Origin of the sequence: Gardnerella sp. DNF01199S (genome assembly GCF_049244155.1) — a bacterium.
GTDB classification, from domain to species: Bacteria; Actinomycetota; Actinomycetes; order Actinomycetales; family Bifidobacteriaceae; genus Bifidobacterium; species Bifidobacterium piotii.
In genome coordinates this window covers 1,576,187-1,601,634 of record NZ_CP058380.1, presented here as the reverse complement: position 1 = coordinate 1,601,634, position 25,448 = coordinate 1,576,187, and the positions used below count along the sequence as shown (strand labels likewise).

The following is a 25,448-nucleotide window of genomic DNA, read 5'->3' as shown; positions in this document are numbered from 1 at the left end:
GAAGGGAGCAGGTTCCGTGAGTGTTCAACAAACCTTGCAGCGCTGGATGATTACGGTAGGTGGAGTGGAGCAGGCACGCGTTGGCGCGGGTCGGTCTGTAGAAATTGGCAGGAAGCCTATACGCCCTTTGCGCGAAGACGGTTTTATGCGCGTAGACGTTGTAGACAATAAGCGCTCTATGTCTAAAAGGCACGCGCTTTTTATTGTTGATGCAAGCGGCGCGGCTACGATTCGCGATTTAAACTCTACAAACGGAACTTACTTGGTTAGCGAAAGCGGCGATTTGCTGCGACTAGACCCAGGCGTTGATTTCCACATGCCAGACAGCATTGTTCGCATGCAATTTGGCGACGTTCCAGTTGATTTTGTGCGCATTGAAGAAAAGGCGCCGCAGGGAAGTGATGCGGGTGCGCAGCCAGTGCGCGATTTGTTCTCTTACGCGCCAGATAATGATATTAAGGAGCCAGACGCTGCGGATTTGTCGGTAGATGATATTCTTGACATTCGCGCGGGGGAGCCAACGGGAGTGTTCCATGCGCAGTCGGTTTCGCGGCCTGATTTGGTTTGGGATAGTCAAAAGCGGCTTAATGATGCTGCTGCGGCGGATGACCTTGGTAGTGCTTCGGCGGCGGATGCTGGTGCGGATGCGGATGATAATGCGGATAATAATTCTGCTGTAACTTCTGCTGAGCCTTCAAGTGTTGAAGATGTTGCAAATGTTGCGGATGGTGCAAGCGTTCTAGATGCTGCAAGTGTTGCAGAAAGCGTTGCGGAGCAAATTAAGCCTGTTATTGCGGGTCAGGTTGTTTTGCCTGTTGTTCGAGATGAGTTTGCTTCCCCTGTGGAACCGCGCAATTTATTTGACGATGCTGCTAATAATGATGCTGTAAACACTGATGCTGCTAGCGATTCGTCTAATAATGATTTGTCGAATAGCGATCTGTCGAATAGCAACTATGCAACAAATAGTCAGAATGTAGAATCTCAAGCGGATTCTAAAGAAGATTATAAAGAGGATTTGCAAGCAAGCGTTCAATCAGATATGCAAGATGTTGCTCAAGATCAAAGTGTTGCTCAAAATTATGCCCAAGAAGAAGTGCAATACAATGATTCTGCAGATGCTGTTAATAGCGTTAATGATGCAAACGATGTAAGTGATGCAAGCACTACCATAGCAAGCGATTCCGCGCAATTTACACCAGCTTTTGAGCCAGGATCCGTGTTTGAAAAAGTTTCAAATGGCGAATTTAGTGCTCGCAAAGAAGTGGTTTCTGCTGGAGGATTTACATCGGAAGAAGCGCAAAAAACAGACGATTTTGCCGAGCAATTTGAGATGGCAAAGTACCAAGAGTTGCTGCCATTCTTGGCAATGAACACAAATTTGTACGACGATTTGTATGCGTGGCTTTCGGCGCAGGGGAACGCAGACGTGGATCAAGCGTTGGCGCAAAATAGCGGATACAGCGCGTATCGCAATGCAATCGGCTTGTAAACAAGGGAGTTGAGTAGTATGAGCGATAATCAAAATGACTTTATGCACAGCCAGCAAGGCCAGGCAAGTCAGTTAAGCCAGCAAAATCAGCAAAATCTTTCAGATAAGCCAGACCAGGTCGACAAGGCAGACCAGGCTGCGCCTCGCCAATCTGCACAATCTTTGCGCGCCGAGAAACTCGAGCGCATGAACAAATGGTATGAAAAATACAAGTCGCAGCTTGCTCCATCTCCGCTAGAAGACATAACAAAACTTTGTGCGCAACTAGAGTTGACTCACGCGCATCCTTCGGGAATCGCCCAGCTTTTTGCCAGTGGAAAGGCCACTCTTCAAGCGCTTTTCCGCGATTCGGGAATGCTGCGTGCGGCAGGTAGAAGGCTAGACAGAGTTTTTGAAGACAGAGACAATAAAGCGCACGAAAATGGCGTTTCGGAGCTTTCGCTTGTTGTTGGAGTTGCGTCTTGGAGTGGAAATCATGTGCCAGTTTTAACATACCCAGTACGCGTTTTGCGAGAAGCTGGAAAAGACGAGACGGCTGCAACGATTTACTTTTCGGGAAACGTTCGCCTAAACCACGCTCTTGTTCTTAGGCTGCAAGAAAGAGGCGTGCACCTTAGCGAAGACGCGCTTTTTGATGGTGCAAACTACCAGAGCGGCACACCAGAAACATCTGCAGTTTTTGACGCGATTTGTGCTGCTGCGCAAAGAGTTTTCCCAGATTTCGACATTGAGCGAGATATTGTGCTCGGTTGTTTTACGGACTCGGGATCTAGATTCTTAGCAGAAAGCGGACAGATTTTGCGCGCGCTTAAGCTGGGGAACGTTGGAAATACAATGATTGACGCGATTGCGGGAGATGATATTGCCGTTGAATCGCTGGGTGCAAAAGCTGCTTCCGACTATTCTCCACTAGATGCAGACCCGCATTACGAATACGAAGTTGGCGACGTTAGTAACGCTGTGCGATACGCTGCAGGAATGGCGGCAAATGGCGCTTCTTTGGCAATAGACGCAGATGCTGGATGCGATTCCGCTTTAATCGCAGCTGCGATCTCTTCTAGATGCGTTCTTGCAGGAAAGTCCGTTTTGTACGTTCCAAACGTTATGGAGCAGCAGCGCAGATTCCGCCACGCTCTTAGCGCAAACGAGATTTCTTCGCTTTCGCTAGACGTTTCGGATTCGCATCTTGCTAAGCACGTTGATTCGCAACTTATAGCGGCAGTTGGATCTCGTCAAAGCGTTGCTTCTAGCCGTTTTGAGCAAGTTTGCGACGAGCTTGTTGGTGTTAAAACGCGATTAAACCGCTACTTGGGTGATTTGCACGGAGTAAACGAGCGCTGGGGCGTATCCGCTTACCAGACGATGCAAAATCTTGCAGGAATTGCAATGCTTCCTACGCATCCTTGCACGCATGTACGTCTTAGCGTAGATGCTGCGCGCTCGCTTTCTGGTCATTTAGACGAGTGGGCGCAAAAGCTGCACGAGGCAGATTCTCTTGGTGAATTTACTACTAATGCTGAAGATACGCCGTGGTTTGGTGCTTCGCTGTTTAGCGAGAACGAGGCTGTAACAGTGTATCAGCGCGTTGTAGACGTTCTTACAAAGCTTTTGCCAGCCGCGCGCGAGCACGTTAAGTCAACTGTGCAAAATTGCGGTTTCCCTATTCCTTCTACGGCGCGAGAATGGGGTAGGCAGGTTACGGTTCTAAAGAATCTTCGCCGCGTTTTAGACGTTTTCCAGCCAGATATTTTTGAGCGCGATCTTAACGCAATGATTGAAGCGAGCAAGCCGAAGGCTGTTCGCAAGCGCGAAGGTACGCCAATGGGCTTTTGGGAGCGCAGGCATCATATTAAAGAAGCGCGCAGCCTTTTGCGTGTTGGTGCAAAGGTAGACGATCTTCACGAAGCGTTAAAGATTGTTGCCGCGCAAGCTGCGCAATGGCGTACTTTTGTGCCTCATGGCGGTTGGCCAGTATTGCCTCCTAAGTTAGACGAAATCGTTAGTACGCAGGAGCTTTTAGACCGTAATCTTGTAGCGCTTAACGCTGTGCTTTCTACAACGCGCCTTGGTGCAGACCTTGAAAACATTGAGTTTACTAAGCTTGACGAGCGCTTGCAAGCCTTGCACGATAGTCGCGAATCCTTAGATACGCTACCAGGTAGGTGTGTTATTGAGCGTGAATTACGCGGCGTTGGTTTAGAAGATCTTGTTTGTGATTTGCGTAGGCGTAAAGTTACGGGCCAGGCTTTAGATGGCGAGCTTCATCTAGCTTGGTGGACTACCGTTTTTGAAGATATTGTTAATTCTTCCGAGATTATATCTAATCAAGACGGTTCCGCGTTGCAAGACGCTTCTGATCGTTTTGTTCAAGTAGACACAGAGCATGTGCGTTCTGTAGGACCAATGGTTCAGCAAGAAGCACTTAAAAAGCTTTGCGACTTGCTTTTTGCGCGTTCTCAAGAGGCAAATCAGCTTCACACTGCTCTTGCAAGCAATGGTTCGGGTGTAACTTTTGCTAAGTTGATGAACTCTTACCCAGATTTGCTGCTTGCTGCTAAGCCGATTCTGGTTGCAATGCCGTCTACTTTAACTATGATGACTGAGTTTAAGCCGATTGTAGATGTTGTAATCATTGATTCTGCGGAGCATATTAACAACATTGAGCTGCTTAGCATTCTTGCGCGCGCACGCCAAGTCGTTGTTATTGCGCACAAGCAAACTGTTAGCTCGCAAAGCGTAAGTGACCTTATTAGTGTTTTGCCTACTATTTGCGTTAAGTCGCGAGCAACCAGGCGGTCCGCGTATCTTGCCGATTTTCTTGAAAATCACGGCTACGGCGTGCTTAGACACGATGTTCCTGTAGAAAAAATGCAAGGCAAGGTTAAGCTTCATCAAGTAGAAGCCGCTGGCGTTCCAGTTATGGCAACGGGTCTTATTGAAAGCAGTCAGCGCGAGATTGACGAAGTTGTGTCTTTGATTAAGCAGCGCGCTAAGACTTTTAGCGTTGTTCCTTCTAGCTACGTGCTTGCGGTTGTGACTCTTACAAGCGTGTTTAGAAACAGGCTTGGAGCGGAGCTTAAGGCGTTGGCTGTTAAAGACGAAAATATGGGTAGATTCCTTAGGCATGTTCGACTTGTAAGCGTAAACGAGGCTGTTGGTGCATATGCAACGGATGTTATTCTTTCGCTTTGCTATGCAAAGACTTCGCACGGAAGGCTTTTGCAGCAATTTGGTGTTTTGGAAGAAGAAGGCGGAAAGTCCATGCTTCTTGACTCCTTGGCTTTGGCTCGCAGAAATCTGGACATTGTTTGCGCATTTAAGTCTAGCGATATGGAAGATGATCGTTTGCATCAAGACGGACCTAAGCTTCTTAAGGATTTGCTTATTTGGGCAGAGGCTTTGGGCGATAATCCAGTAGATGCAGTATATGCAGCGGCTGCTGGCGATTCTAGCGATGCTGGAGATGCTGGAGACGAGGGTAGTGAGGTCGAGCCTACTAAATCGCAAGCTGCTGGCGATTTTTCCGCAAACGGCTTTAGCAACGTTTTGTTTGCTGATCTGGCAGAACGAATTCGCTCTCGCGGCCTTAATGTTGCAGTGAACTACGGTTTTAGTGAAGATCATAGCATTCCTCTTGTTGTTGGCTTGCCAAATAAGCCGTTTGCTTTGGCTGTTCTAACAGACGATGCGCGTTTTATGAGCATTGAGTCCACTCGTGAGCGCAATCGCGTACTAGCTCAAGATTTGGAGTATCTTGGCTGGTCGGTTATGAACGTTTGGAGCGTTGGAGCATTCGTTAATCCCGAAAAAGAAGTTGAGCGGATTGTTTCTAGAATTGGCGAGCTTTATAAAAGCGGCGAGCAGCAATGAGTGATTACAACGCTAATCGCAGGTGTTCTAGGGGTCATTCGCGCGTGGTTCGTAAAGGTTCGGAGCTTTTCGACGCGGATGGCGTAAAACAAGAGCCAGGTGATGCTCAAACGATTGAGCAGCGCGCAAAAGATGACGATAATCGTATTCTTGGCGAGCTTCCTCCTCATTGGGCAGTTTTTAGCGAGCGCGGCAGATAAACCACATAGCGGCATAAGTTTCTTTATTGTTCGCTAGTTTTGCACAGCTATAACTGCAAGGTTTGGAATAATCGCCTGCGTGTTTATGATTTGCAACGCGTTTTCTGCTGGCATTGCCAGCAGTGCGCTTTGCGCAGAATTGTTTACGTTAACAACGATTACGTTGTGAACAAGCGAAACGTTTTTGTCTTGCAAAGTAATGTTATCCGAAGAACTAGCGTCGCTAGATGTTTCTATTTGTGCTGGATTTGTTGAATGATTGGCTGTATTTGAGCTATTTGGAACTTTGCTAAACGCTATAGAAATAACGTCTCCTTGTGCAAGACTGGCGCCACTACTTGCAAGATTCACCGAAATCGTTGTAAAACCAGGCGGAATTTTTGTTTGCTTTGTAACTTGGTTGCTAAAAATCGGCGTTCCGTATTTAATGTTGCACGCAGCAATAATAGCGTTTTTAGAGGAATTGTTTATAGAAGTTTGGTTAAGAACATTGTTAAAAACGCTGCTTTTAGGCACGTTAACGTAATGCAGGTCACTTTGTTTAATCACGCTGCCTTTTGCTATGTTTCTAATGGCTACTGGCACGCTTTGAGTAGCTTGAAACGTTGAAATAAGGTGTATTGAAAACAATGTTGCAACACTTATAAAAAATATTGAAAGCATGTTTAAGGTTTGCGCCCTTTTTCTGCGCTTTATAAGCTCTACTGGCATTTTGTTTTCTGCTTTGTAGCCAACTGTTTTTAGTAAAAATGATGTACTCATATAAGCATCATTTATCACGCGTAGCGCTTTTGCAAGCTTTTTTGTGCAATGTGGTTAAAGGCTAGCTTAGATGGGGATTTTACAAGGATTTTACGCACATATAAACATTTTTGATGAATCTTAATAGTCACTTATACACATATTCACATAAATGGCCATTTTTGATTGGTGTTAATCCACATATCAACATAAGTGATTACTAACATACGCACACATGCGTAGCAAAATAAACGCCACTTACGCACATAAGCACATAAGTGGCGTTATAAAGTTTCAATTTATTCACATGCACACATAAGTAGCGTCATATTTTTTCACTTATGCACATATGCACAAATTTTAATGGGTTATTTGCACGTTACTTATCGGTGCGATAAAATCCGCTACCTTTAAAGCTGATTGGTGGTGCGCTAAAAACCTTACGAACTTCTTGCTTTCCGCACTTTGGGCACACGGTAATTGGCTCATCTTCAAACGATTGATGTTGTGAAAAATCATATCCGCATTGCTTGCAACGGTAATGATAAGTAGGCAACGGTTCCTCCAATCTATAATTCCATCACATATCCTAGCTCATAATATCGCCTCGTTAAAGCTGTTAATCGCTAATCGTAAACGCTTTTTCGTTTGTAAAATTTTGCGAAACAATCGCAAAAAATCCGACACGCCGACTTATTTTTAGCCTTTACATCCTTAATGCACTTTATATTTGTACGTATGGGTTATGAATCGGTGAGCGCGTTAACAGTATTGATCATCATCGTAGCCTTAATGTTTGGTTGGTTGCCTAAACGCACTGAAAACAGCATGAAGTCAATGCTGGAACACAGCGAAGATAGGTATTCACCTTCGTTGCACATTGTGGATTATAGCAGTGATTCGCTTTTCCACGCGTGTAGCGGCACGATGGCGAAAGGGGTTGGCATGCAGCCGTCGAAGATGCAAGCGAATACAAAGCCTAATAATGGCAAGTCCAGTCGCAATAGCGTGAATGCTAATAAACATAAGTGCGCTAAGCAGTTTAATGGTGTTTTTACGCCTGAACATGTTGCTCGTATTCGCGCGCTTCGCCGTGCAGCAATCCGCCGTCGCCGTGCGTTGGTGCTTTCTCTAGCATTTTTAACTCTTGTTGTGTTTGTTGCGGGTCTTTCTGGACTCTATAGCGCATGGTTTGCAATTATTCCTCTTGCTGCTGTTTGCACTGTTCTCTACTTTGGTTCTATGGCTGCTAAGCAAGCGCGTAAGTGGGAAGCAAAAGTTGCTTTGTATAACAAGCGTTCTGCAGCTTTTAATGATTCTGTTGTGGAGCCAATTTTTGACGCTGCCGTAAACTCAGTTGTTGAGCATGTTGAGAATTCAGACAATTCCATCAATCCAGACAACACAGAGACTTCAGTTATGCAACAGCGAGATATAAGCATGGCTTTAGCAGGAGCAAATAGGCAAGAGGCGGCAAAAAGCGCGGTTGCTGGCGATTTTTCAGCTGCTAATGATGTGCGCTCGCAAGCCGATATCTCCAACTCAAATCAAGATCTTATATCTTTCTCGTTTGGCGATGATTCCAGCGATTGCAAAATAAACGCCAATGATCCGCAAAGTTTAGAAATAAAGTCTACAAAGCAAGTTACTAAAGCGATTGCAGCAGGCGATTCAAACGAATTGGCGGCGGCTTTCGATTCAAGCAATCCAAACTCCGCGAGCGATTCAACCGAAGTTACTGTAGAACCTCCAGTTAGCACGGAAGATTCGCTTGGTAAAGCCGATTTAAGGGATGTTTTGGCTCGCCGCGCTGCTTAAAGTTTGTAAAAATTTTCTAAAATTTTAGCACTCTAGTTGGTAGAGTGCTAAAAACGCGCTATTATAAGGTTCAGTGCTCGATAGTTTTGACGTGATCGTCAGCCTCGTCAACATTATTCGCGCAAAGGTTACATTTCTCTAGAAAGAGGTACCGAAGTGTCGATTAAGCTCACACCTTTGGAAGATAAGATTATTGTTAAGCAAGCTCAAGCAGAAACTCAAACTGCTTCTGGCTTGTACATTCCAGATAATGCTAAGGAAAAGCCACAGCAGGGAGAGGTTTTGGCTGTTGGCCCAGGCCGCAGAGACGATAAGGGCGAGCGCATTCCTATGGATGTTAAGCCTGGAGACAAGATTCTTTACTCCAAGTATGGTGGCACAGAAGTTCATTACGAAGGCGAAGATTACTTAATCGTTTCGTCTCGTGACGTTCTTGCAATCCTTGGCTGATTTTGGTTAATCACTTGTATTAGTCAAGTAGTATTAAAGCTATTTATATAAAGCTATTTAGCGCTGAAAATGGCGACTTATCGCTGTTTTCAGCGTTTTTGTTTAATTTGTATAGCTTGGTTTAATTTGTATAGTTTTGTTTAATTTACTTATTTTGTCTAATTTTTCTTAATTTGTTTAAGACGCGACTATTATAAAATCATGGATTACAAACATCGCAGTATTTTAGATACTTTGCCAAATTACAAGCAAGGTAAGCCAGCGCCATCATTAGACGGTATTCGCGCATATAAGATTTCTAGCAACGAAAACCCATTTGAGCCGTTAGAAAGTGTGAAAAGCACCATTTCTAGCCGTGCGCTTGGTGTTATTAATCGTTATCCAAACATGCGCGGAACAGAAGTCGTAGAAGAGTTAGCTAAAAAGTTTAACGTTACTCCAGAAGAGGTTGTTCTTGGATGCGGCTCTACAGAGGTTATTACGCAACTTGTAAATCTTGTTGCAGGCCCTGGAGACGAAGTCATATACCCGTGGAGAAGCTTTGAAGCGTACCCGATTATTGTTACGGGTGCTGGCGCTACAAGCGTTAAAATCCCTAATCGTGCAGATGGGTCGCACGATGTGGACGCAATGATTGATGCGATTAATGAGCGCACTCGTCTTGTTATTTTGAACAATCCAAACAATCCAACGTCTGCATCGCTTTCAGACGAGGAAGCTAGACGAGTGCTGGATGCTGTTCCAAGCAACGTTTTAGTGCTTATTGACGAAGCTTACGTGCAATTTAACAACGCAAAGGGAACGGCAGATGGCATGCAACTTTACCGCGAATATCCAAACGTTGTTGTTGCTCAAACATTCTCTAAAGCCTACGGATTGGCTGGTTTGCGTATTGGATACGCTATTGCTGCAGCAGATGTTGTAGAAGGCATGCGAAAAGTAGCTGTTCCGTTTGGTGTAAGCCAAATTGCACAAGTTGCAGCTCTTGCGTCTTTGGAGAATGAAGCGCTTGTAGAAATGCGAAATCGCGTAGATGCGCTTGTTAAGGAGCGTGCGCGCGTTGTAAGCGGTTTGCGTGAGCAAGGGTGGAATGTTGCCGAGCCATACGCAAACTTCTTCTGGATGCCGTTTGGTGAAGATACAGAGCGAGCTAATCAACGTTTTGTTGATGCAGGTCTTTCTGTGCGCGCGTTTGCTGGAGAAGGTATTCGCATTACGATTGCGGAGACTGAGGCAAATAATCGCGTACTTAAAGTGTGTGAGTCTTTAAAGAAAGATGGTTTTTCGCTTAAATAATTGCTTAATAATCGCTTAAAGGCATATAAATAGCGGATAAATAGCATATAAATAATCGCATTTTTTAGATGCATTTAGATGTGATTTTTGCTTTCGGCGTGTCTTGAACTTGCATTAGTCGCGCGTTCGTGGCAAAATAACAAAGTTGCCGTTTGGAGATGTTCTTCTCCGCGCGGTTACGTTGGCGGGTTACCAGAGCGGCCAAATGGGACTGACTGTAAATCAGTTGCTTCGTGCTTCAGTGGTTCAAATCCACTACCCGCCACGCCTCGATAGCTCAGTGGTAGAGCACTTCCTTGGTAAGGAAGAGGTCGTGAGTCCGATTCTCACTCGAGGCTCTCTGGCGGGGTAGCTCAGCTGGCTAGAGCGTACGACTCATAATCGTAAGGTCAAGAGTTCGAGTCTCTTCCTCGCTACAATGGCCAGCAGGAGTTGGTCAACATACAATATTCTAGAGGTGAACAAAATGGCAAGTAAGAGCGCAGACATCCGTCCAGGCATTACGCTTGCATGCACGGAGTGCAAGGAGCGTAATTACATCACGACGAAGAATCGTCGTAATACGCCTGATCGCCTTGAGTTGAGCAAGTTCTGCCCACGCTGCGGCAAGCACACTCTCCATCGCGAGACTCGCTAAAAGCGTGAACTTCGGCGAAGTTTTATAGCTTTATTACCCCGCGTTTTGCGGGGTTTTTTGTTATTTATTGCTGTTAGGATTAGTCGTATGAGTATGCAATCATCCTTATTGGAATCTGATAATCCAACTTTTGCAAATCTTACAACAATCGGCGTTGGAGGCTCTATTGCTCGTTTTGTAGAGCCTACTAGCAGAGTGGCTGTTATTGAAGCTGTAGAAGACGCAGATTGCGCTGGATTGCCGCTTTGTGTTATTGGCGGCGGGTCTAACATGCTTGTAAGCGACGAACCGTTTAACGGAGTTGTTGTGCGTGATGCTCGTCGTGAGATTTGCGTTTTAGATGAGGCAGCTCCTGGCATAGACGGCGTTGATAAAACTAGCGGAGATTTTTTGGTTCACGTTAGTGCAGAGGCTGGCTGCAATTGGGATGATTTTGTGTCTCACACTATTGAGCTTGGATTGCAAGGCGTAGAAGCGTTATCTGGGATTCCTGGAACTGTTGGAGCGTCTGTGGTACAAAACATTGGCGCATACGGTGCGGAAGTATCACAAAGTGTTGATTCTGTAGAAGTTTGGGATCGTAAAGACAAAACCACTTTTTATATGAATCTTGCGGATCTTAAATTTGGCTATCGCACGTCTGTTCTTAAGCAAAGCATGTATAAGGCTCCTGGTGTTGCTGCTGATTGCTTCTTCCCAACGCCTAGATACGTTGTTTTATCTGTTACTTTTTGCTTAAAGCATTCAAAAACAGGTGTTGTGGCTCATTCGCAGCTTGCTCACGCGCTTGGCGTACAAGTTGGAGATAGGATGGAAACGTCTAAGATTCGTCGCGAAGTTTTGCGCGTTAGAGCATCTAAGGGCATGCTCGAAGATGCTATGCGCTACGCAAATAAGTGGATGTGCTACGCAAAAAGCGAAAACGGTGTTGAGTCTTCTATTAGGCTTCAAAATGAAGACTATGTTTGTGGTGATTTGCAAGAGGGCGATTCCAAGTATGCGGACCGCCATAGTTGCGGAAGCTTCTTTATGAATCCGATTTTGACTAAATCTCAAGCAGATTTGCTCCCAGAAGATGCTCCGCGATTTGACGCCACTTTGCCAGATGGATCTAAAGGAGTTAAGACTTCTGCAGCTTGGCTTATTGACCATGCTGGATTCCACAAGGGATTTAGACTTGCTCAAAGCGATGGCGAAAAAAGTAAAGCTGGATTATCTTCTCTGCACACTTTGGCGTTGACTAATCGCAGTTGTGCAAAATGCAAGGATATTGTTGATTTGGCGCGCAAAATCATAGATGGTGTTTACGATTCGTTTGGTGTAAAACTTGTTCCAGAACCTGTTTTAATCGGCGTTAGTGCGGATTGTTAAGACAATTGTTAACACAAATTTAGCATAATTTAACATAATAAATTGCGATTTGTGTTGTGATTTTCCGCTAGACAAAGTACTATGCTCTTTTAATATCGTAAAAATTATTGTTTGATGACTCTTAATGCGAGTTGAACCGTATTTTTTGCGATTTATAACATATATACCCTTATATGGAATGTTTTAGACGTAGTTTTAGAGAAGGTTGGATTATGCAAATATGGAGAAAAAAGTCTGTTGAACAGACTATTGCAGAAACAATGGATGGTGATCGCCATCTTAAGCGTACATTAAATGCTTGGGATTTGGCAGTTATGGGCGTAGCTGTTGCTGTTGGCGCTGGAATCTTCTCCGTTGGCGCTCAAGCAGCAGCATTCCATGCAGGTCCTGCAGTGATTATTAGCTTTATTATTGCTGGAATCGTTTGCGGAACGGCTGCAATGTGCTACGCGGAGTTTGCTTCGATGATTCCTGTTGCAGGTTCTGCATACACGTTTACATATACCACAGTAGGCGAGCTTATTGCTTGGATTATTGGCTGGGATATGATTCTGGAAATGCTTATGGCAGGATCCGTTATAGCTAAATATTGGGGCGTTTATCTTAACGATTTAATGCACTTGTTTGGCCTTAACGTATCTACTTCGGTAAAGCTTGGTAATTTTACTTTTGATCTTGCTCCAGTAGTTATTGTTGCGTTCTTTACGATTATGCTTGTTGTTGGAACAAAACTTTCTGCTCGTTTTGACGGTGCTTTAACAATTCTTAAGATTGGTATTGTTTTGTTTGTTGTTGTTGTTGGATTCTTCTACATTAAGGCTTCTAACTTCACTCCATTTGTTCCACCTGCAACAGACGTTGCTAGCGTTAAGGGTATTCACGTTTCTGGCACTATGAGCCAGCCGCTCTGGCAGTGGATTACTGGCATGCAGCCAGCTGTTTACGGCATTACGGGTATTCTTTCTGGCGCAGCACTTGTATTCTTTGCATTCATTGGATTCGACGTTGTTGCAACTACGGCAGAAGAAACTAAAGACCCACACAAGAACATTCCTAGGGGCATTGGTCTTGGTCTTTTGATTGTGACTGTTCTTTACATTCTTGTTGCTGTTGTTACAACTGGTATGGTCTCTTACAAGGATTTGGCTAAGCAAGAGGCTCCTTCGCTTTCTACTAGCTTTGAGCTTGTAGGTGCAACTTGGGCTGCTAAGATTATTTCTCTTGGCATTGTAATCGGCTTAACAACTGTTGTTATGGTTCTTCTTTTGGGCCTTACGCGTATTGTGTTTGCTGTTAGCCGAGATGGTTTGCTTCCACGCAGCTTCTCTAAGGTTAGCAAGCGCGGAATCCCTGCACGTATTCAGATTGTTTCTGGCGTTGTAGTTGCTATAATCGCTTCTACATTAGATATTGGAATTCTTTCCGATATGGTGAATATTGGTACGCTTTCTGCGTTCTTGCTTGTTTCGGCAGGCGTTCCTATTATGCGTATGCGTAGACCTGATTTGCATCGATCATTTATGGTTCCATGGAATCCAGTTCTACCTATTTTCGCCGCGCTTTCTACGTTCTGGCTTATGCTAAACCTTTCTGTGCTTACATGGATTCGTTTTGCAATCTGGCTTGCAATCGGTTTTATTGTGTACTTTGGCTATTCTTACCGCAATTCTTTGCTTGGAAGGCAACTTCGTAAAGCTAAGAAGCTTGGCGTTCCAGTAGAAACCTTGTTTGCACAAGATGCTGCTGCCGCAGAAAAAGTTGCGGAAGGCGAGTCGGAAGACCAAGCGCGAGCTGAGGCAGCTCAAGAGGTGGCTCAAGAGGTGGCTCAAGAGGTGGCTGTTGGGTCTGCTCAAGAGGATGCTCAATAGGCTTTTGCTTTTAGACGTTGATTTTTTGAGATGTTGATTTAATTGCGTTGAGTCGGTATGCGATTACGTATGCCGACTCAACGCGTTTTGCACTCGTAATGTGAACTATAATGGAAGAGTTAGTTTATTTTTGAGTGTGAAAGGGGGCGTTTGTTATGCCTTACGTTATTGCAGAACCGTGCGTTGACGTTAAAGATAAAGCGTGTGTTGACGAGTGCCCTGTTGATTGCATTTACGAAGGCGACCGCACGCTTTACATAAACCCTAACGAATGCGTTGATTGCGGTGCATGCGAGCCTGCATGCCCAGTAGAAGCCATCTTTTACGAAGACGACGTTCCAGAAGAGTGGGAATGGTATAAAGACGCTGCTGTGGAATACTTTAACAAACTTGGCGATTTAGGCGGAGCGCAAGAAGCTGGCCCATCTGGCTGGGATGAAGATCGCGTAGCTGCTCTTCCTAAAAAAGATGCTTAAATGCCCATTTGAGCAGCATCTTTACCATACTTTTTTCTTACTGCATCTAATACGTGTTCTGCGTGACTTATTCTTGCATTCGTATTTTTTATTGCGTTTTGCGCAATTTCTGTTGAATTTTTACGCATACCACTTATGGTGTTTTCTCTTTCGTTCTCTTCTAAGATGTCGCTAATCGTAGGCTGAACAAGCGCTTTGCTTTTATCTACAAGATTGCTTACGCTAACGCCAGCAAGCCTAACGGAGCTTAGTAAACAAACATGACTTCCGCCTAATTTGTGGTCATGAACCGTTGGATTTACTGATTCTAGTAAATCGCAAGCATGCTTATAAATCTCTGGAGCGCAATCGGTTACATTCCTTAATGTTTTGCATCTTGTTGCATAGTGCAAATCACTGAATCGCAATTTTAACGTTACTGTTTTTGCCATTGTGTTGCGATTGCGTAATTCTTGCGCCACTTCGTTGCAGCAGTGCCTGATCAGGTTTTTCACTGCTGCAATATCCGTGGTGTCTTTATCAAGAGTGCTTTCTGTTCCAATGGATTTCTCTGGAACGTGGGGCATTACTTGCCGTGTATCAATTCCGCGCGAAGTGTTATAAAGCATTCGCGCAAGAACTTTAGACCCAGCAACTCGTTCCAAAGTTTTCTCATCTACACCTCTAAGCATCTCAATGCTGTTTATTCCCCACGTAGCTAGTTTTTTAGCAAGCGCAGGTCCAATTCCTGGTATTGCTCGTAATGGCATTATCGAAACAAAGTCGGCATTGCGATTTTGGGGGATAATCAGCATTCCGTTTGGCTTTGCGTTCGTTGACGCCATTTTTGCGATCAGCTTATTTGATGCAATCCCCACAGAGCAAGTGATGTGAAACTTGCGCGCGACTTCGCTTCTTATCCACTCACCTATGGCGATGGGCGTTTTCCAGCGTAATAACGCTGAGCTAACGTCCATATAACACTCGTCTACAGAAACCTGTTCAACTTTATCTGTGATCTTTGAAAAGACCTCCTTAAAAATCCTAGATGAAATGGAAACGTAATATGGCATATCTACCGGCAGGAAAATGCCATTAGGGCACAAGCTTCGTGCTCGCGCTGTAGGCATAGCGGAATTCACGCCATACTTACGTGCTTCGTAGCTGGCTGCCGAAACTACGGAGCGCGAGCCTGTACCAATAATCACAGGTTTGCCAAGTAACCTAGGATTACGCGCCGCCTCGAGTGATGCATAAAATGCATCCATATCGATATGAAGTATTGTGCAGCCAGACGTGTTGCGCCCCCAATCGCGTTTAGCTGCATTAACTCGCGGTGCTGTGCTCATGAATTTATAGTAGAACAAACGTTCGATTTTGTACAATAGCGTGTCGCAATAAGTTTACGAAAAATAATTGTAAAATACGCAAAATAACTACTGGCAAATATAACTACTGCCGTGTAGGGTATGCTTTATGAAACAAATCATAGTAAACGCGCTAAATCGCATGCCTGTTTTGCTAATCGTTGTTGTAGAAGCTGCAACGGTCTATCTAGCAACGTCTATAGCAAAGGTCGCGTTTAGCCAGCTCGATCCGCTATATTCTGTGTGGTATCGCGTTGGGTTTATGTCTTTGTTTTTGCTTGCTTGGAGAAGACCTTTTTCGCGTAAAAAGCGCGCTCGCAACTCTCTTCCTAAAACGTTAAAAGAATGGGCAATTGTTGTTGCTGTAGGCATTTCTGTTGTTCTTATGAACACAATGTTTTATTTAGCTATTAGTTGCATGGCTGTGGGGGTGGCTGTAACTATTGAGTTTGTAGGGCCTTTAATGGTTGCTGTTATAACTGGTAAAACATGGCGTGAGCGCGTTGGTATTGTTATTGCGGCTTGCGGAATTGTGCTTCTTGCAAGCGCGTCTATGCATTCTAACGAAAGTCCGCATTTTCTTGTTGGATTAGTGGCAATTCTTATTGGCGGATCAATGTGGGGAATGTACATTGTATCTGGGCGTATGCTTGCAAGAGGTTCTAATGCAATTGACAGAGTTAGTATAGCTATTTTAATTGGTTGGCTTTTGCAGTCGAGTGTTCTTGGAATCCCTGCAATTTTGCATGTTGTGCATCCTAAATCGAGTGCAACTTGGGCTGCTCAGCCTTATGGATCTTTGAAACTTCTTGGATTAATGGTTGTTATTGCGATTTGCGCGTCTTTTATTCCAACTCTTTTAGACCAGGTTTTGCTAAAGCGTGTATCTTCGGCAAGATATTCAGTTATGCAAGCGCTTTACCCTGCGATTGCGGCGCTTGTTGGCATGGGATTTGGTGAAATGCCAACGTTGATTGATGTTTGCGGAATGGCTTTAGTTATGTTGGCTGTTGTGATTACATTTTCGGGAGATCACAATCCCGCATAAATACTGTTGCGCGTTATATAAGCTTCTTTTGTGCGTTTGGTGTGTCGCTTAAGCATTGTGCACGTCCTCAAGAGGTGATATAGTTTGAACCTGTTGCTATCTTGAATAGTTACAAAGTGGAGTCATGCCTGAGTGGCCGATAGGGGCACCCTGCTAAGGTGTTAGTCGCGTAAGCGGCTCGAGAGTTCGAATCTCTCTGACTCCGCGGTTTAGCTCTAAATCGTTGAAAAATCAGCGGTTTAGAGCTTTTTGTTTTGATTTTTGGCCTATAACCCATAATCCGATTCACTGTATTCCCTGTATTCCCACTTAATCGTTGCAAATCGCCAGCAGCCGCCGTAATTGTGTGTAATTGTGCACAATTGTGTATAACAATGTGGATAACTACCCTCTAAAATAGCCTTTAACCACATTGAAAGTTTTTTATTTACAGATTGAAATTCCTAAATCATAGTTAGAGCATGAGCGAATTTTTCGTTCATCGTGGCTAGCAAAAACGTTTGTCACGTTAGAGAAAACAACGTTTTAAGGAGTTGATATGGGAAAACATGGATGTAAAGGGATTCCAATCTTTTTACGCAATAAGCGCACGCGAATGTTCTCTTTACTGACAGCGTTGCTGGCGACTATTGCAATTGTTGTTGGTAATGGCGCAATAAATGCTGCTTCTGCGGATATTTTTGCTCAATACTATACGTATAGTGATGCCTGTTCAAAAGTGAGTCCGAGCAGAAAAATTGTAAAAAAAGATGATGATGGTAATTACGTATTTTGCATTAATACGGGATCAACTGTAAAAGCTGATTCCGATTGGAGAGATATTCCGCTTGATGTTAACAATATTAATGAAATCACAGCAAGAATAGCTAAGTCTGCTATTGAAAATGATTTTACATCCCGAATGGAGGCTGCAGCATATTTAATTCATGAACATTATGATGAAGATAAACGCGGGTGGGAAGAAGCGAAGCGTAGGGGATTTGATGGTGCGTCTAACTTAAAGGAAGATGCAGAAAAACTATGGAACGAAGTAACCCAAAAAACGCCTAAGGGTATGGGATTCAAAATACTTGACCCTTATGCTACCTACTATGCAAGGAGTGGAAGGGTAGTTATTGATACACAGGGTGTTGATGAAAGAAATGTTACATATGACAGCGAAAATACAAAATTTAAAGTTACTGCAGTAGGCGATAAGTTGCGTTTTATAAAAGATAAGAAACAGGTTAAAGAGGTTAAAGATCACATTGGATCTTATAGTACGTTGTATGGAATTGATTGGGTTGCAACAGGAGAAGGTGAAGCAGAAATTAAGGGTGAATACTACATTCCATATTTGCAAAGAAAAGATATAGGGAATGGAGCAGCTTTAATACGAGTAGCAAAAGATGAAAAAGTCAAAGAATTTACAAATGTATTAACAGAGAGAGCGCACAGAAAGTTCCAGCCCTCGCTTTCTTCTAAGTCGACTGTAAAAGAGTTGAAAGTAGGCGATTCTGTAGAAGATACTGTTACTTCGTCGCTAAAGAATCCTACTGAAGGTGAGTGGGTAAGTGGTAAAGACGTTCGTGCTCGCGGATACTACTTTGTTGGTTCTTATAACGATATTATGAAAAAACGCAAAAATAAAAAAGACAAAGTAGAAGAGTATATAAAGGAACTACGAGAAGATAAGAATATTCGTCAAGTTGCTGCAGCTGATGTTTATTTTTCGGGAGAAAATCAAGAGGTTAAGGCGGTTGCGCACGAAGCAAAAGGTGACTTATCTAAAGATGAACTTGCTAGCGCAAAAGTTTATAAAGTGAACAAAGACGATGCAGGATTATTTGGAACGTGGGTTTGGTTTATTGATCCCGGAAATCAAAAAGACGACGTTCGAGAGTTTATTCCAGGAAAGTTTGTTGAAGAATTTGGAAACGTAAATTCAACAGTTTCGCATAAGGCAAAAATATCGATTGAACATGTTAAGAATCTAAAAAACAAAGATACAAATGACGTTTCGGATGCGATAGTTGTTAGTGGTGTTCCAAAAGACTACGGAAAATTTGATGGAAATACCGATTATGGGTTTAGTAAAGATGCAAAGATGAACATTCGTCTTTGGTGGGTTGGAAACAAAGATGGTTCAATGAGCAACGAAAATATGGTAAAGCTTGTTTCCAGCTCTGTAGAAGAGCCTAAAGAAGACGAAAATCATAAGAAAATAGATTCATGGGATGTTCCATTGCGTAATGGAACTTACACGCTTGGGAACGGCAAGATAATTCTTACTCATAACGAGTCTAATGGCAAAGAAGCTGGCAAAGAATCTGGCAAAGATAGCGATAGTGAAGATAACAAGGGCAGTGAAGATAACAAAGAGAACAGAAGTGCTGAGAATAAAAAAGAAAAGTTTGAAAAAGTTGGATATATGATCGATCTTTTAGACGGCAATACGGCTAAAAGTGGAATGTATGTTTTTGTTTATGAATTCCCAGGTTCTTCTAGAGCGCAAGAGTTTAAGACGTCGTTTAATAACGAAGATAGTAGAAGCTTCTTTGATAGAAATAAGCCTGTTACTGTGACTGTTAATAAGGCGGAGAATGCTGGTGCGAAGGGTGAGCCTGGTAAGGGTGAGCCTGGAAAAGAGCAGTCTGGTAATGCGAATCCTGTGAAGAGTGAGCCTGGTGTGCAAAAGCCTGGTGGTTCTAGTGAAGATCCTGGTAAGCAAGATCCTGGTAAGCAGGATAATCCTGGAGGTTCTAGCGAAAAGCCTAGTAAACAAGATCCAGATAAGAGCGAGCCTGCTGGTAGTGGAAATGTTACGGGTAGTGAAGTTGATCCAAAGACGTCTTCTAGTGGTGGCGTTGTAGATAATATTATTTCAAAGCAGAATCCGCAGAATCCGCAGAATCCTCAGAATCCGCAAGGTTCTGGTGTGCAAGCTGGCAATAATAATCAGTCTGGTAGCACACAGAGTTCTGGGAAAAACGATCCTGGTAAGCAAGATCCTGGTAAGCAAGATCCTGGTAAGCAGGATAATCCTGGAGGTTCTAGCGAGCAGCCTGGTGGTACACAAGGTTCTAGTGCGCAGAATGAAGTTGCTGGCACACAGTCTGGCAGAGCGCAAGTTGGCAACAATGCGCAATCTGGTTTAAACGCTGGAGCGAATAATAATACGCTCGGTGCGCAAGTAGATGCTGGAACCAATAATACAGTTCATCAAAATGCAGATGCGACTGGCGATAGTAATCCTAAGAGTAATCCTAAGAGTAATGCTAATAACGATAAAATTAATGAAAAAAACAATAAAAAAGATGATCAAAGTAATGTTAAGACGGATTCTCAGCATAAATCTGAGCATATTGCAAGTAAGGAAGATAGCAAGGAAGGTAAATATACAGCTACTAAATCAGGTACTATTCAGAGAGGTGATTCTAAGAAGGTTGATACTTACCAAAGTGCTACTCAGCAGGGAGATTCTAAACAGGGAGATTCTCAGTATGGAGGTAATCAACAAGTAAGCGACTCTAATGTAGAGCAGAATTCGCAGTCAAATAATCAATATGCAAGTGGAACAAAGAATTCAAAACGACGCCATGCTCGTCTAGGTGCTAATGTTGGGCATCTAGTAACAACTGGCGTAAAAGTTGAAACAACATTAATGTTCTCTCTGGCTATATTGCTTATTGCAGGATCTGTGATTTTGGCAAAACGCGTAAGTTACATTGCATAAAATCTCTCATAAAATATTTGATTCATATGTGCATAAATTTGTAAAACATGTATGTTGAGATATATTAATTGGGATATATTTAAAACAGATAAGAATAGTTGCGTTGTATAATATGCATAATTTATTCTATAAACATAGCTTTTTGGCGCTTATAGTTTTGCGTACTATACAACGCACAATTATTATGTAAATAGTATATAAAAGCACTGTTTTCAAATGAGGTTTTTTTATGAGTGACTACAACATAGATAAAGAAAAGATGTTGGTTCGCTTGCATAGAGTATGTGGGCAAGTTCACGCTGTTGAAAATATGGTTGAAAAAGGGGAAGACTACAACAACATTCTTATGCAACTTTCTGCATCTACGGCAGCTCTTAGGGCAGTTGCGCTTATAGTTGCTCATCAAGAAATATCAAAGGCATTAGAAGAAGCGCAAGACGCTGGAAATAAAAAGGTTACAGATAAGAAAGTTGCAGAGCTTGTAGACGTTGTAGATCACTTAATGCGTTACGATAAGTCGTGATTTGTGATTTGCGATTTGTAATTCTAGCGGTTGCATATAATCTTTTGTAGCTTTAAGACTGTTTGAATTGAAAACGATTTGAATATCAAATATCAAATATGAAGAATATGCAAAATATGCGAACCGTAACTGATTTATGTGAGAATCCTGCGCACTTTGCTTTTGTGGAAAAGAAGTCCGAATTTATTTCGGACGCTTGCCACGTTTCTAGTGCTGAAGAAGCGCTTGAGTTTGTAGAGTCAATTAGGATGATTCACCCCAAAGCAAGGCATGTTGCGTACGCTGCGATTTACGCAGATAAAAATGGCAGATTGTGCGAGCGAATGAGCGATGACGGCGAGCCATCAGGCACTGCAGGTAAGCCGATTTTAGATGTTATTAGATCTTCTAATGTTGTAGACGCAGTTGTAACAGTTACGCGCTATTTTGGTGGGATTTTGCTTGGCTCTGGTGGTTTAATAAGAGCGTATTCTGCTTCGGCTGCAGGTGCTATAAAGTCTAGTAAAATAGCGGATATTGTAGAGTGCAATTGTTTTTCTTGCAAAGTTGAGTACTCGCATTTAAGAATGTTTAAGCATTTATTGTTAAAAAATAATGCGGAAATTATAAGCGAAGAATACGGCGTTTCTATTGAATTAACAGTGAGTTTGCCGCGTGAAGAATCAGATAGATTCCTTGAAGCAGTAAAAAATACATTTTCGGGAGTAATAATTCCAGATTTTTGTGGTGTTTGCACTAGAATTTGCTGATTTTTATTTTTAGTGGTTCTTGTTTGACGCTTGTTTGATTCTTGGTTTTAAGATTTGTGTTGCAAAGCTGATAGATTATATAAGTGATTAAGCAAAGGTTGGTGAGTCGTTTATGAATGATACTCAAAAGCTTAATGGCGTTGAGCAAAACGATGATTTAGGCAATGGTGCAAGCCGCGATTTATCTATTGAATCTAATGATTCTAGCAATTCATATGAGCCGTTAACCGCGGTATATGAGCATTTAAGGCATTCCAGTGATTCTAAAGAATTGCATGAATTTGCTGTAAAAGAGTTGCCAGATAGGTCTGATCAGGCAGGATTTTCTAGAGCGACTGCACTCTTGGAAGCAGTAGCAGGCAATTCAAACACTCCAGAAGAAGATCGCGTTCACTTAGCAACAGTAATGCCATTCCCGAATATCTTGGTTAAGCTTTCTCAAGACGAATCAAGTAATGTTCGCTTAGCTGTTGCAAAGAACGAAAATGCTAAGAATTGGCTAGTTGGAAGGCTTACTAAAGATTCTTGTGCAGAAGTTAGAGATGCCGCTTTGTGTAATCCGCGAACATCTTGGAAAATGCGATTAGAAGGTGCGCAAACAAATGGTGTTAGCACAAAAACGTTGGATTACTTGGCTTCTCTTGGTGCAAGCGAAGAAAGTGACGATTCTCCTGTGCTCTCTGCAATGGTAAGAAGAGCAGTGGCTCTTAATCCTGGTGTGTCGCAGCCAACTTTGATTGCTTTGTCTAAAGACAAGGACTCGGACGTCTCGCTTGCTGCGTCAAAAGTCTTAAATAAGTCTTGAATAAGTCTTAAATATAAAAATAAGTCTTGAGTATAAAAGTAAAATGAATAATAATTGCATACGTTTGCATTAAAACCCCACAAATAGACTCGATGGAAAATATGAACACTAAAAATGAAGAAACAGTGCAGCCAACAAGTCCGTTAATACATTTGGCTGAACTAATGGGCGTTCGCTCAAAATTTGTTGGATCGGATGGCGTAGAGCACAAAATAGCAGATAGCGTGCTTGTAAAAGTATTGCAATCACTATGCGTAGAGGCTCAAAACAATAAGCAAATCGAAGAAGCAACTCAAAAAATTCTTAATGAGCGTCACACTCGCTTAGTTGCTCCAACAGTTTTGCACACAGTTGGTAAAGAAAGCGAAGTAAGTATAAATACTGGGATTTTAGAGTATCCTACAGCAACGCTTATTTTGGAAGATGGCAGTGAATACAAGGGTGATTTGCAGATTTTGCCTTCTAAAAATGACGTTGCAATTCCAGTAGACGGCAAGTTTGTAGCAACTTCTCTGCTTAAGATTCCTGCAGACGTTCCAATGGGCTACCACACTTTGCGTGTTAGTGTTGAGAACCGCGTAGAAGAGGCCACTCTTATTAGTGCGCCAGAAAGCATTGATACTATTGAGAAACTAGAAAAAGATGGCAAGCAAATTTGGGGTTGGATGGCTCAGCTTTATTCAATCCGCTCCTCTAAGTCTTGGGGAGTTGGCGATTACGCAGATTTGGCGGATTTGCTTGTTAAAGCTAAAGAAAAGTCGGGAGCGGACTTTGTTCTTGTAAATCCGCTTCACGCTGGAGAGCCAGTTGCTCCGTTAACGCCTTCGCCATATTTGCCTGTTGCTAGGTCTATGGTAAACGTTACGTATATTCGCCCAGAAAGCATTCCAGAATATAATCTTCTTAGCGATCAAGATCGCAAAAGTGTTGACGATTTGCACAATCAAGTAGAGCCGCTTAATAATGATGTGCAAATTATTGATCGAGACGCAATGTGGCGCGTAAAAATGCACGCTTTGTGGATTATTTTTAAGTCGGGCATGTCAGATAAGCGCGCGCAAAAGTTTGAAGCATTTAAGAAAGATATGGGAGACACGCTTGAATCCTACGCAACTTGGTGCCTTTGCTACGACAAGTGGGGTGCGCCTAATGGCGATGACTGCTGGGAGAAGCATCTTACTAAAGATTCCGATGAGATTAGCGCTTTAGCAAAGCAATTCCCAGACACGCTAGAGTTTTATCGTTGGCTTGAGTGGGTTGCGTTCGGCCAGTTGCACGACGCGCAAATGGCAGCTAAAAAAGCAGGAATGCGCATTGGAATTATGTCGGATATGGCTGTTGGCGTGCATCCTGCAGGCTCCGAAGTTTGGTGGAATCCAGAGCGATTCGCCAATGGCGCTTGCGTTGGTGCGCCTCCTGATTATTTCAATCAGCAAGGTCAAAACTGGTCTCAGCCTCCGCTTAATCCATTTGAGCTTGAGCGCACAGGTTTTAAGACATACAGAGATATGGTTCATGGCATGTTTGCTTCCGCTGGAGCTGTGCGAATTGACCATATTCTTGGGCTTTTCCGACTTTGGTGGATTCCAGAAGGATCTACTCCAGGAGACGGAGCTTACGTTTACTACGATGCAAACATTATGCTTGGCATTCTTGCTATTGAAGCCACGCGCGCAAATGGCGTTGTAGTTGGAGAAGACCTTGGCGTTGTGCCAGCTGAAGCTCTAGAAGTTTTGGCTAAGAATAAGGTTCTTGGATGCACGGTTGAGTGGTTTGAACAGAGAGATGGCGCGTTCCGCGAGCCTAAGAAGTGGCGCGAAATGACGCTTGCTTCTGTAAACACTCACGATTTGCCACCTGCTGCAGGGTACTTAAACTACGAGCACGTTAATATTCGCGAGCGTTTGAATCTTCTTTCTGGATCTGTAGAAGAGTTCCGCGCTGATGCTGTTAAAGAGCATAACGCAATGCTTAAGATGCTTGTTTCTGGCGGATTCTTAAGCGAAAGTGCGTTAGAAGACGAGTCGCAGCATGAGCAAGAGATTGTAGAAGCATTGTATAAAGCGCTTAAAGCTGCGCCTTCTAAGTTGCTTGCTGCGTCGATTGTTGACGCCACTGGCGAGAATCGCGCGCAAAATCAGCCTGGAACTAACGATGAATATCCAAATTGGCGTATTCCTTTGGCAGATGCCGATTGCAATCCTGTTCTTTTGGACGATTTATTCGACTTGCCTAGAGTTAAGTCTTTAGCGCAAATCATGAATAAATAGAGATGAATAAATAGAGATAGATGCATTATTAATTGCGGGCTGCAGCGTTTGTTTTTGACTTGCGAGCGTTGTAGTCCGCATTTGCATAACGTTGTAGTCCGTGTTGTATGTAAAATAGAAGTTTGCAAATAGTCGTCATATGGCGATATACTTGCAGATTGTTGTGTTTCCCTAAGGGGTCCTTCAAAGCGCTTTTCCCACTCGCCATCGAGGACTTTCAGGGAGCCCACGGATTATGAGTAGAGTATCTTCTATAAACCAAGAAGATATAAAGCTCGAAACACAATAGAGAAAAGGTACGATTGTGAAGACTTTCACACCGAAACCAGCAGATTTAACTCATGACTGGTACATTATCGACGCCACTGATGTGGTGCTTGGTCGCTTGGCTTCCCAGGTAGCTATTTTGCTTCGTGGTAAGAATAAGCCAACGTATGCTCCTCACGCTGATTCTGGCAATCACGTTATTATTATTAACGCAGATAAGATTGCTTTGACTGGCAATAAGTTGAGCAAGGAATTGTATTCCCACTCTGGCCGTCCAGGCGGACTTCGCCGCGATAGCTATGCTGAGCTTTTGGAGAAGAATCCAAAGCGCATCATTGTTTCCGCTGTTAGGGGAATGCTTCCAAAGAATCGTCTTGCTAAGGTTCAGCTTGATCGCCTTCGTGTGTTCACTGGCGCTGAGCATCCTCATATTTCGCAAAAGCCACAGGTCTTCGAGATCTCTCAGGTTAGCCAGCAGGCTAAGTGAATCGTAAGGAGAATATGAT

The 25,448-nt window shown here is 43.3% G+C and carries 20 protein-coding genes and 4 tRNA genes; 21 read left to right on the top strand and 3 right to left on the bottom strand.

The genetic code is table 11. The annotated features are described in order from the left end of the window. Nucleotides 1-16: 16 nt before the first annotated feature. The 3 genes from HXT45_RS06620 to HXT45_RS06610 all read left to right on the top strand — a co-directional run bounded on the left by HXT45_RS06620 (nucleotide 17) and on the right by HXT45_RS06610 (nucleotide 5,562). Complete coding sequence (locus HXT45_RS06620) at nucleotides 17-1,492, top strand: FHA domain-containing protein (protein ID WP_421781731.1); 1,476 nt, start codon at nucleotides 17-19, stop codon at nucleotides 1,490-1,492. A 162-nt stretch (nucleotides 1,493-1,654) separates the two neighbouring features. Continuing rightward, nucleotides 1,655-5,362, top strand: coding sequence for a helicase (locus HXT45_RS06615; RefSeq protein WP_421782336.1), 3,708 nt, complete (start codon nucleotides 1,655-1,657; stop codon nucleotides 5,360-5,362). Then, nucleotides 5,359-5,562 carry a hypothetical protein gene (locus tag HXT45_RS06610; RefSeq protein WP_020758721.1) on the top strand — a complete coding sequence of 68 codons (204 nt, stop codon included), beginning with the start codon at nucleotides 5,359-5,361 and terminating at the stop codon, nucleotides 5,560-5,562. Before HXT45_RS06615 ends, HXT45_RS06610 begins: the two co-directional genes overlap by 4 nt. Before the next feature lie 33 nt (nucleotides 5,563-5,595). Here the strand turns inward: HXT45_RS06610 and HXT45_RS06605 are convergent, their stop codons facing one another. Together HXT45_RS06605 and HXT45_RS06600 are read right to left on the bottom strand one after the other, a co-directional pair. Then, nucleotides 5,596-6,324 (bottom strand): hypothetical protein, encoded by a 729-nt coding sequence (locus HXT45_RS06605; RefSeq protein WP_421781729.1) that lies wholly within the window; start codon nucleotides 6,322-6,324, stop codon nucleotides 5,596-5,598. A 358-nt stretch (nucleotides 6,325-6,682) separates the two neighbouring features. After that, the gene (locus HXT45_RS06600; RefSeq protein ID WP_004131679.1) at nucleotides 6,683-6,859 is read right to left on the bottom strand and encodes an FmdB family zinc ribbon protein; all 177 of its coding nucleotides are present in this window, start codon (nucleotides 6,857-6,859) and stop codon (nucleotides 6,683-6,685) included. A gap of 182 nt (nucleotides 6,860-7,041) precedes the next feature. Between HXT45_RS06600 and HXT45_RS06595 the strand changes: the two genes are divergently transcribed. From HXT45_RS06595 to fdxA, 10 genes are all read left to right on the top strand, one after another. After that, nucleotides 7,042-8,121, top strand: a complete 1,080-nt coding sequence (locus HXT45_RS06595) for a hypothetical protein (RefSeq protein ID WP_421781728.1) — start codon at nucleotides 7,042-7,044, stop codon at nucleotides 8,119-8,121. Between the two features lie 156 nt (nucleotides 8,122-8,277). Then, nucleotides 8,278-8,571, top strand: a complete 294-nt coding sequence (gene groES / locus HXT45_RS06590; protein WP_004131681.1) for a co-chaperone GroES — start codon at nucleotides 8,278-8,280, stop codon at nucleotides 8,569-8,571. Between the two features lie 201 nt (nucleotides 8,572-8,772). Next, on the top strand, nucleotides 8,773-9,867 hold the full coding sequence (gene hisC, locus HXT45_RS06585) for a histidinol-phosphate transaminase (protein WP_421781726.1): 1,095 nt from the start codon (nucleotides 8,773-8,775) through the stop codon (nucleotides 9,865-9,867). Between the two features lie 183 nt (nucleotides 9,868-10,050). Next, nucleotides 10,051-10,132: transfer RNA gene (locus tag HXT45_RS06580), tRNA-Tyr, on the top strand. A gap of 1 nt (nucleotide 10,133) precedes the next feature. Then, nucleotides 10,134-10,205: transfer RNA gene (locus HXT45_RS06575), tRNA-Thr, on the top strand. A gap of 4 nt (nucleotides 10,206-10,209) precedes the next feature. After that, nucleotides 10,210-10,283, top strand: a tRNA-Met gene (locus tag HXT45_RS06570). A 50-nt stretch (nucleotides 10,284-10,333) separates the two neighbouring features. Continuing rightward, on the top strand, nucleotides 10,334-10,504 hold the full coding sequence (gene rpmG / locus HXT45_RS06565) for a 50S ribosomal protein L33 (protein ID WP_004114322.1): 171 nt from the start codon (nucleotides 10,334-10,336) through the stop codon (nucleotides 10,502-10,504). An 87-nt stretch (nucleotides 10,505-10,591) separates the two neighbouring features. Continuing rightward, nucleotides 10,592-11,875 (top strand): FAD-binding protein, encoded by a 1,284-nt coding sequence (locus tag HXT45_RS06560; RefSeq protein WP_421781724.1) that lies wholly within the window; start codon nucleotides 10,592-10,594, stop codon nucleotides 11,873-11,875. Nucleotides 11,876-12,087: 212 nt separating this feature from the next. After that, the gene (locus tag HXT45_RS06555; protein ID WP_180963167.1) at nucleotides 12,088-13,743 is read left to right on the top strand and encodes an APC family permease; all 1,656 of its coding nucleotides are present in this window, start codon (nucleotides 12,088-12,090) and stop codon (nucleotides 13,741-13,743) included. Nucleotides 13,744-13,898: 155 nt separating this feature from the next. Next, entirely contained in the window at nucleotides 13,899-14,219 is a 321-nt protein-coding gene (gene fdxA / locus HXT45_RS06550; protein ID WP_004131685.1) for a ferredoxin, read from the top strand. On the opposite strand, the gene dinB is transcribed toward fdxA, so the two are convergent. Continuing rightward, nucleotides 14,216-15,547, bottom strand: a complete 1,332-nt coding sequence (gene dinB, locus HXT45_RS06545) for a DNA polymerase IV (RefSeq protein WP_421781722.1) — start codon at nucleotides 15,545-15,547, stop codon at nucleotides 14,216-14,218. The two genes, fdxA and dinB, sit on opposite strands and share 4 nt — an antisense overlap. Before the next feature lie 127 nt (nucleotides 15,548-15,674). Here dinB and HXT45_RS06540 point away from each other — a divergent pair, with 127 nt between their 5' ends. The 8 genes from HXT45_RS06540 to rplM all read left to right on the top strand — a co-directional run bounded on the left by HXT45_RS06540 (nucleotide 15,675) and on the right by rplM (nucleotide 25,429). Next, nucleotides 15,675-16,613, top strand: coding sequence for an EamA family transporter (locus HXT45_RS06540; protein WP_421781720.1), 939 nt, complete (start codon nucleotides 15,675-15,677; stop codon nucleotides 16,611-16,613). Between the two features lie 118 nt (nucleotides 16,614-16,731). Further along, a tRNA-Ser gene (locus HXT45_RS06535) sits at nucleotides 16,732-16,818 on the top strand. A gap of 333 nt (nucleotides 16,819-17,151) precedes the next feature. Beyond that, nucleotides 17,152-20,328 (top strand): peptidase, encoded by a 3,177-nt coding sequence (locus tag HXT45_RS06530; RefSeq protein WP_421781718.1) that lies wholly within the window; start codon nucleotides 17,152-17,154, stop codon nucleotides 20,326-20,328. A gap of 229 nt (nucleotides 20,329-20,557) precedes the next feature. After that, on the top strand, nucleotides 20,558-20,851 hold the full coding sequence (locus tag HXT45_RS06525; RefSeq protein WP_004131689.1) for a metal-sensitive transcriptional regulator: 294 nt from the start codon (nucleotides 20,558-20,560) through the stop codon (nucleotides 20,849-20,851). Between the two features lie 107 nt (nucleotides 20,852-20,958). Beyond that, complete coding sequence (locus tag HXT45_RS06520) at nucleotides 20,959-21,600, top strand: IMPACT family protein (RefSeq protein ID WP_080650013.1); 642 nt, start codon at nucleotides 20,959-20,961, stop codon at nucleotides 21,598-21,600. 112 nt (nucleotides 21,601-21,712) lie between these two features. Further along, on the top strand, nucleotides 21,713-22,405 hold the full coding sequence (locus tag HXT45_RS06515) for an AbrB family transcriptional regulator (RefSeq protein ID WP_421781716.1): 693 nt from the start codon (nucleotides 21,713-21,715) through the stop codon (nucleotides 22,403-22,405). 101 nt (nucleotides 22,406-22,506) lie between these two features. Further along, nucleotides 22,507-24,675, top strand: a complete 2,169-nt coding sequence (malQ, locus tag HXT45_RS06510) for a 4-alpha-glucanotransferase (RefSeq protein WP_421781714.1) — start codon at nucleotides 22,507-22,509, stop codon at nucleotides 24,673-24,675. 304 nt (nucleotides 24,676-24,979) lie between these two features. Then, on the top strand, nucleotides 24,980-25,429 hold the full coding sequence (gene rplM, locus HXT45_RS06505; protein WP_004131693.1) for a 50S ribosomal protein L13: 450 nt from the start codon (nucleotides 24,980-24,982) through the stop codon (nucleotides 25,427-25,429). Nucleotides 25,430-25,448 lie beyond the last annotated feature (19 nt).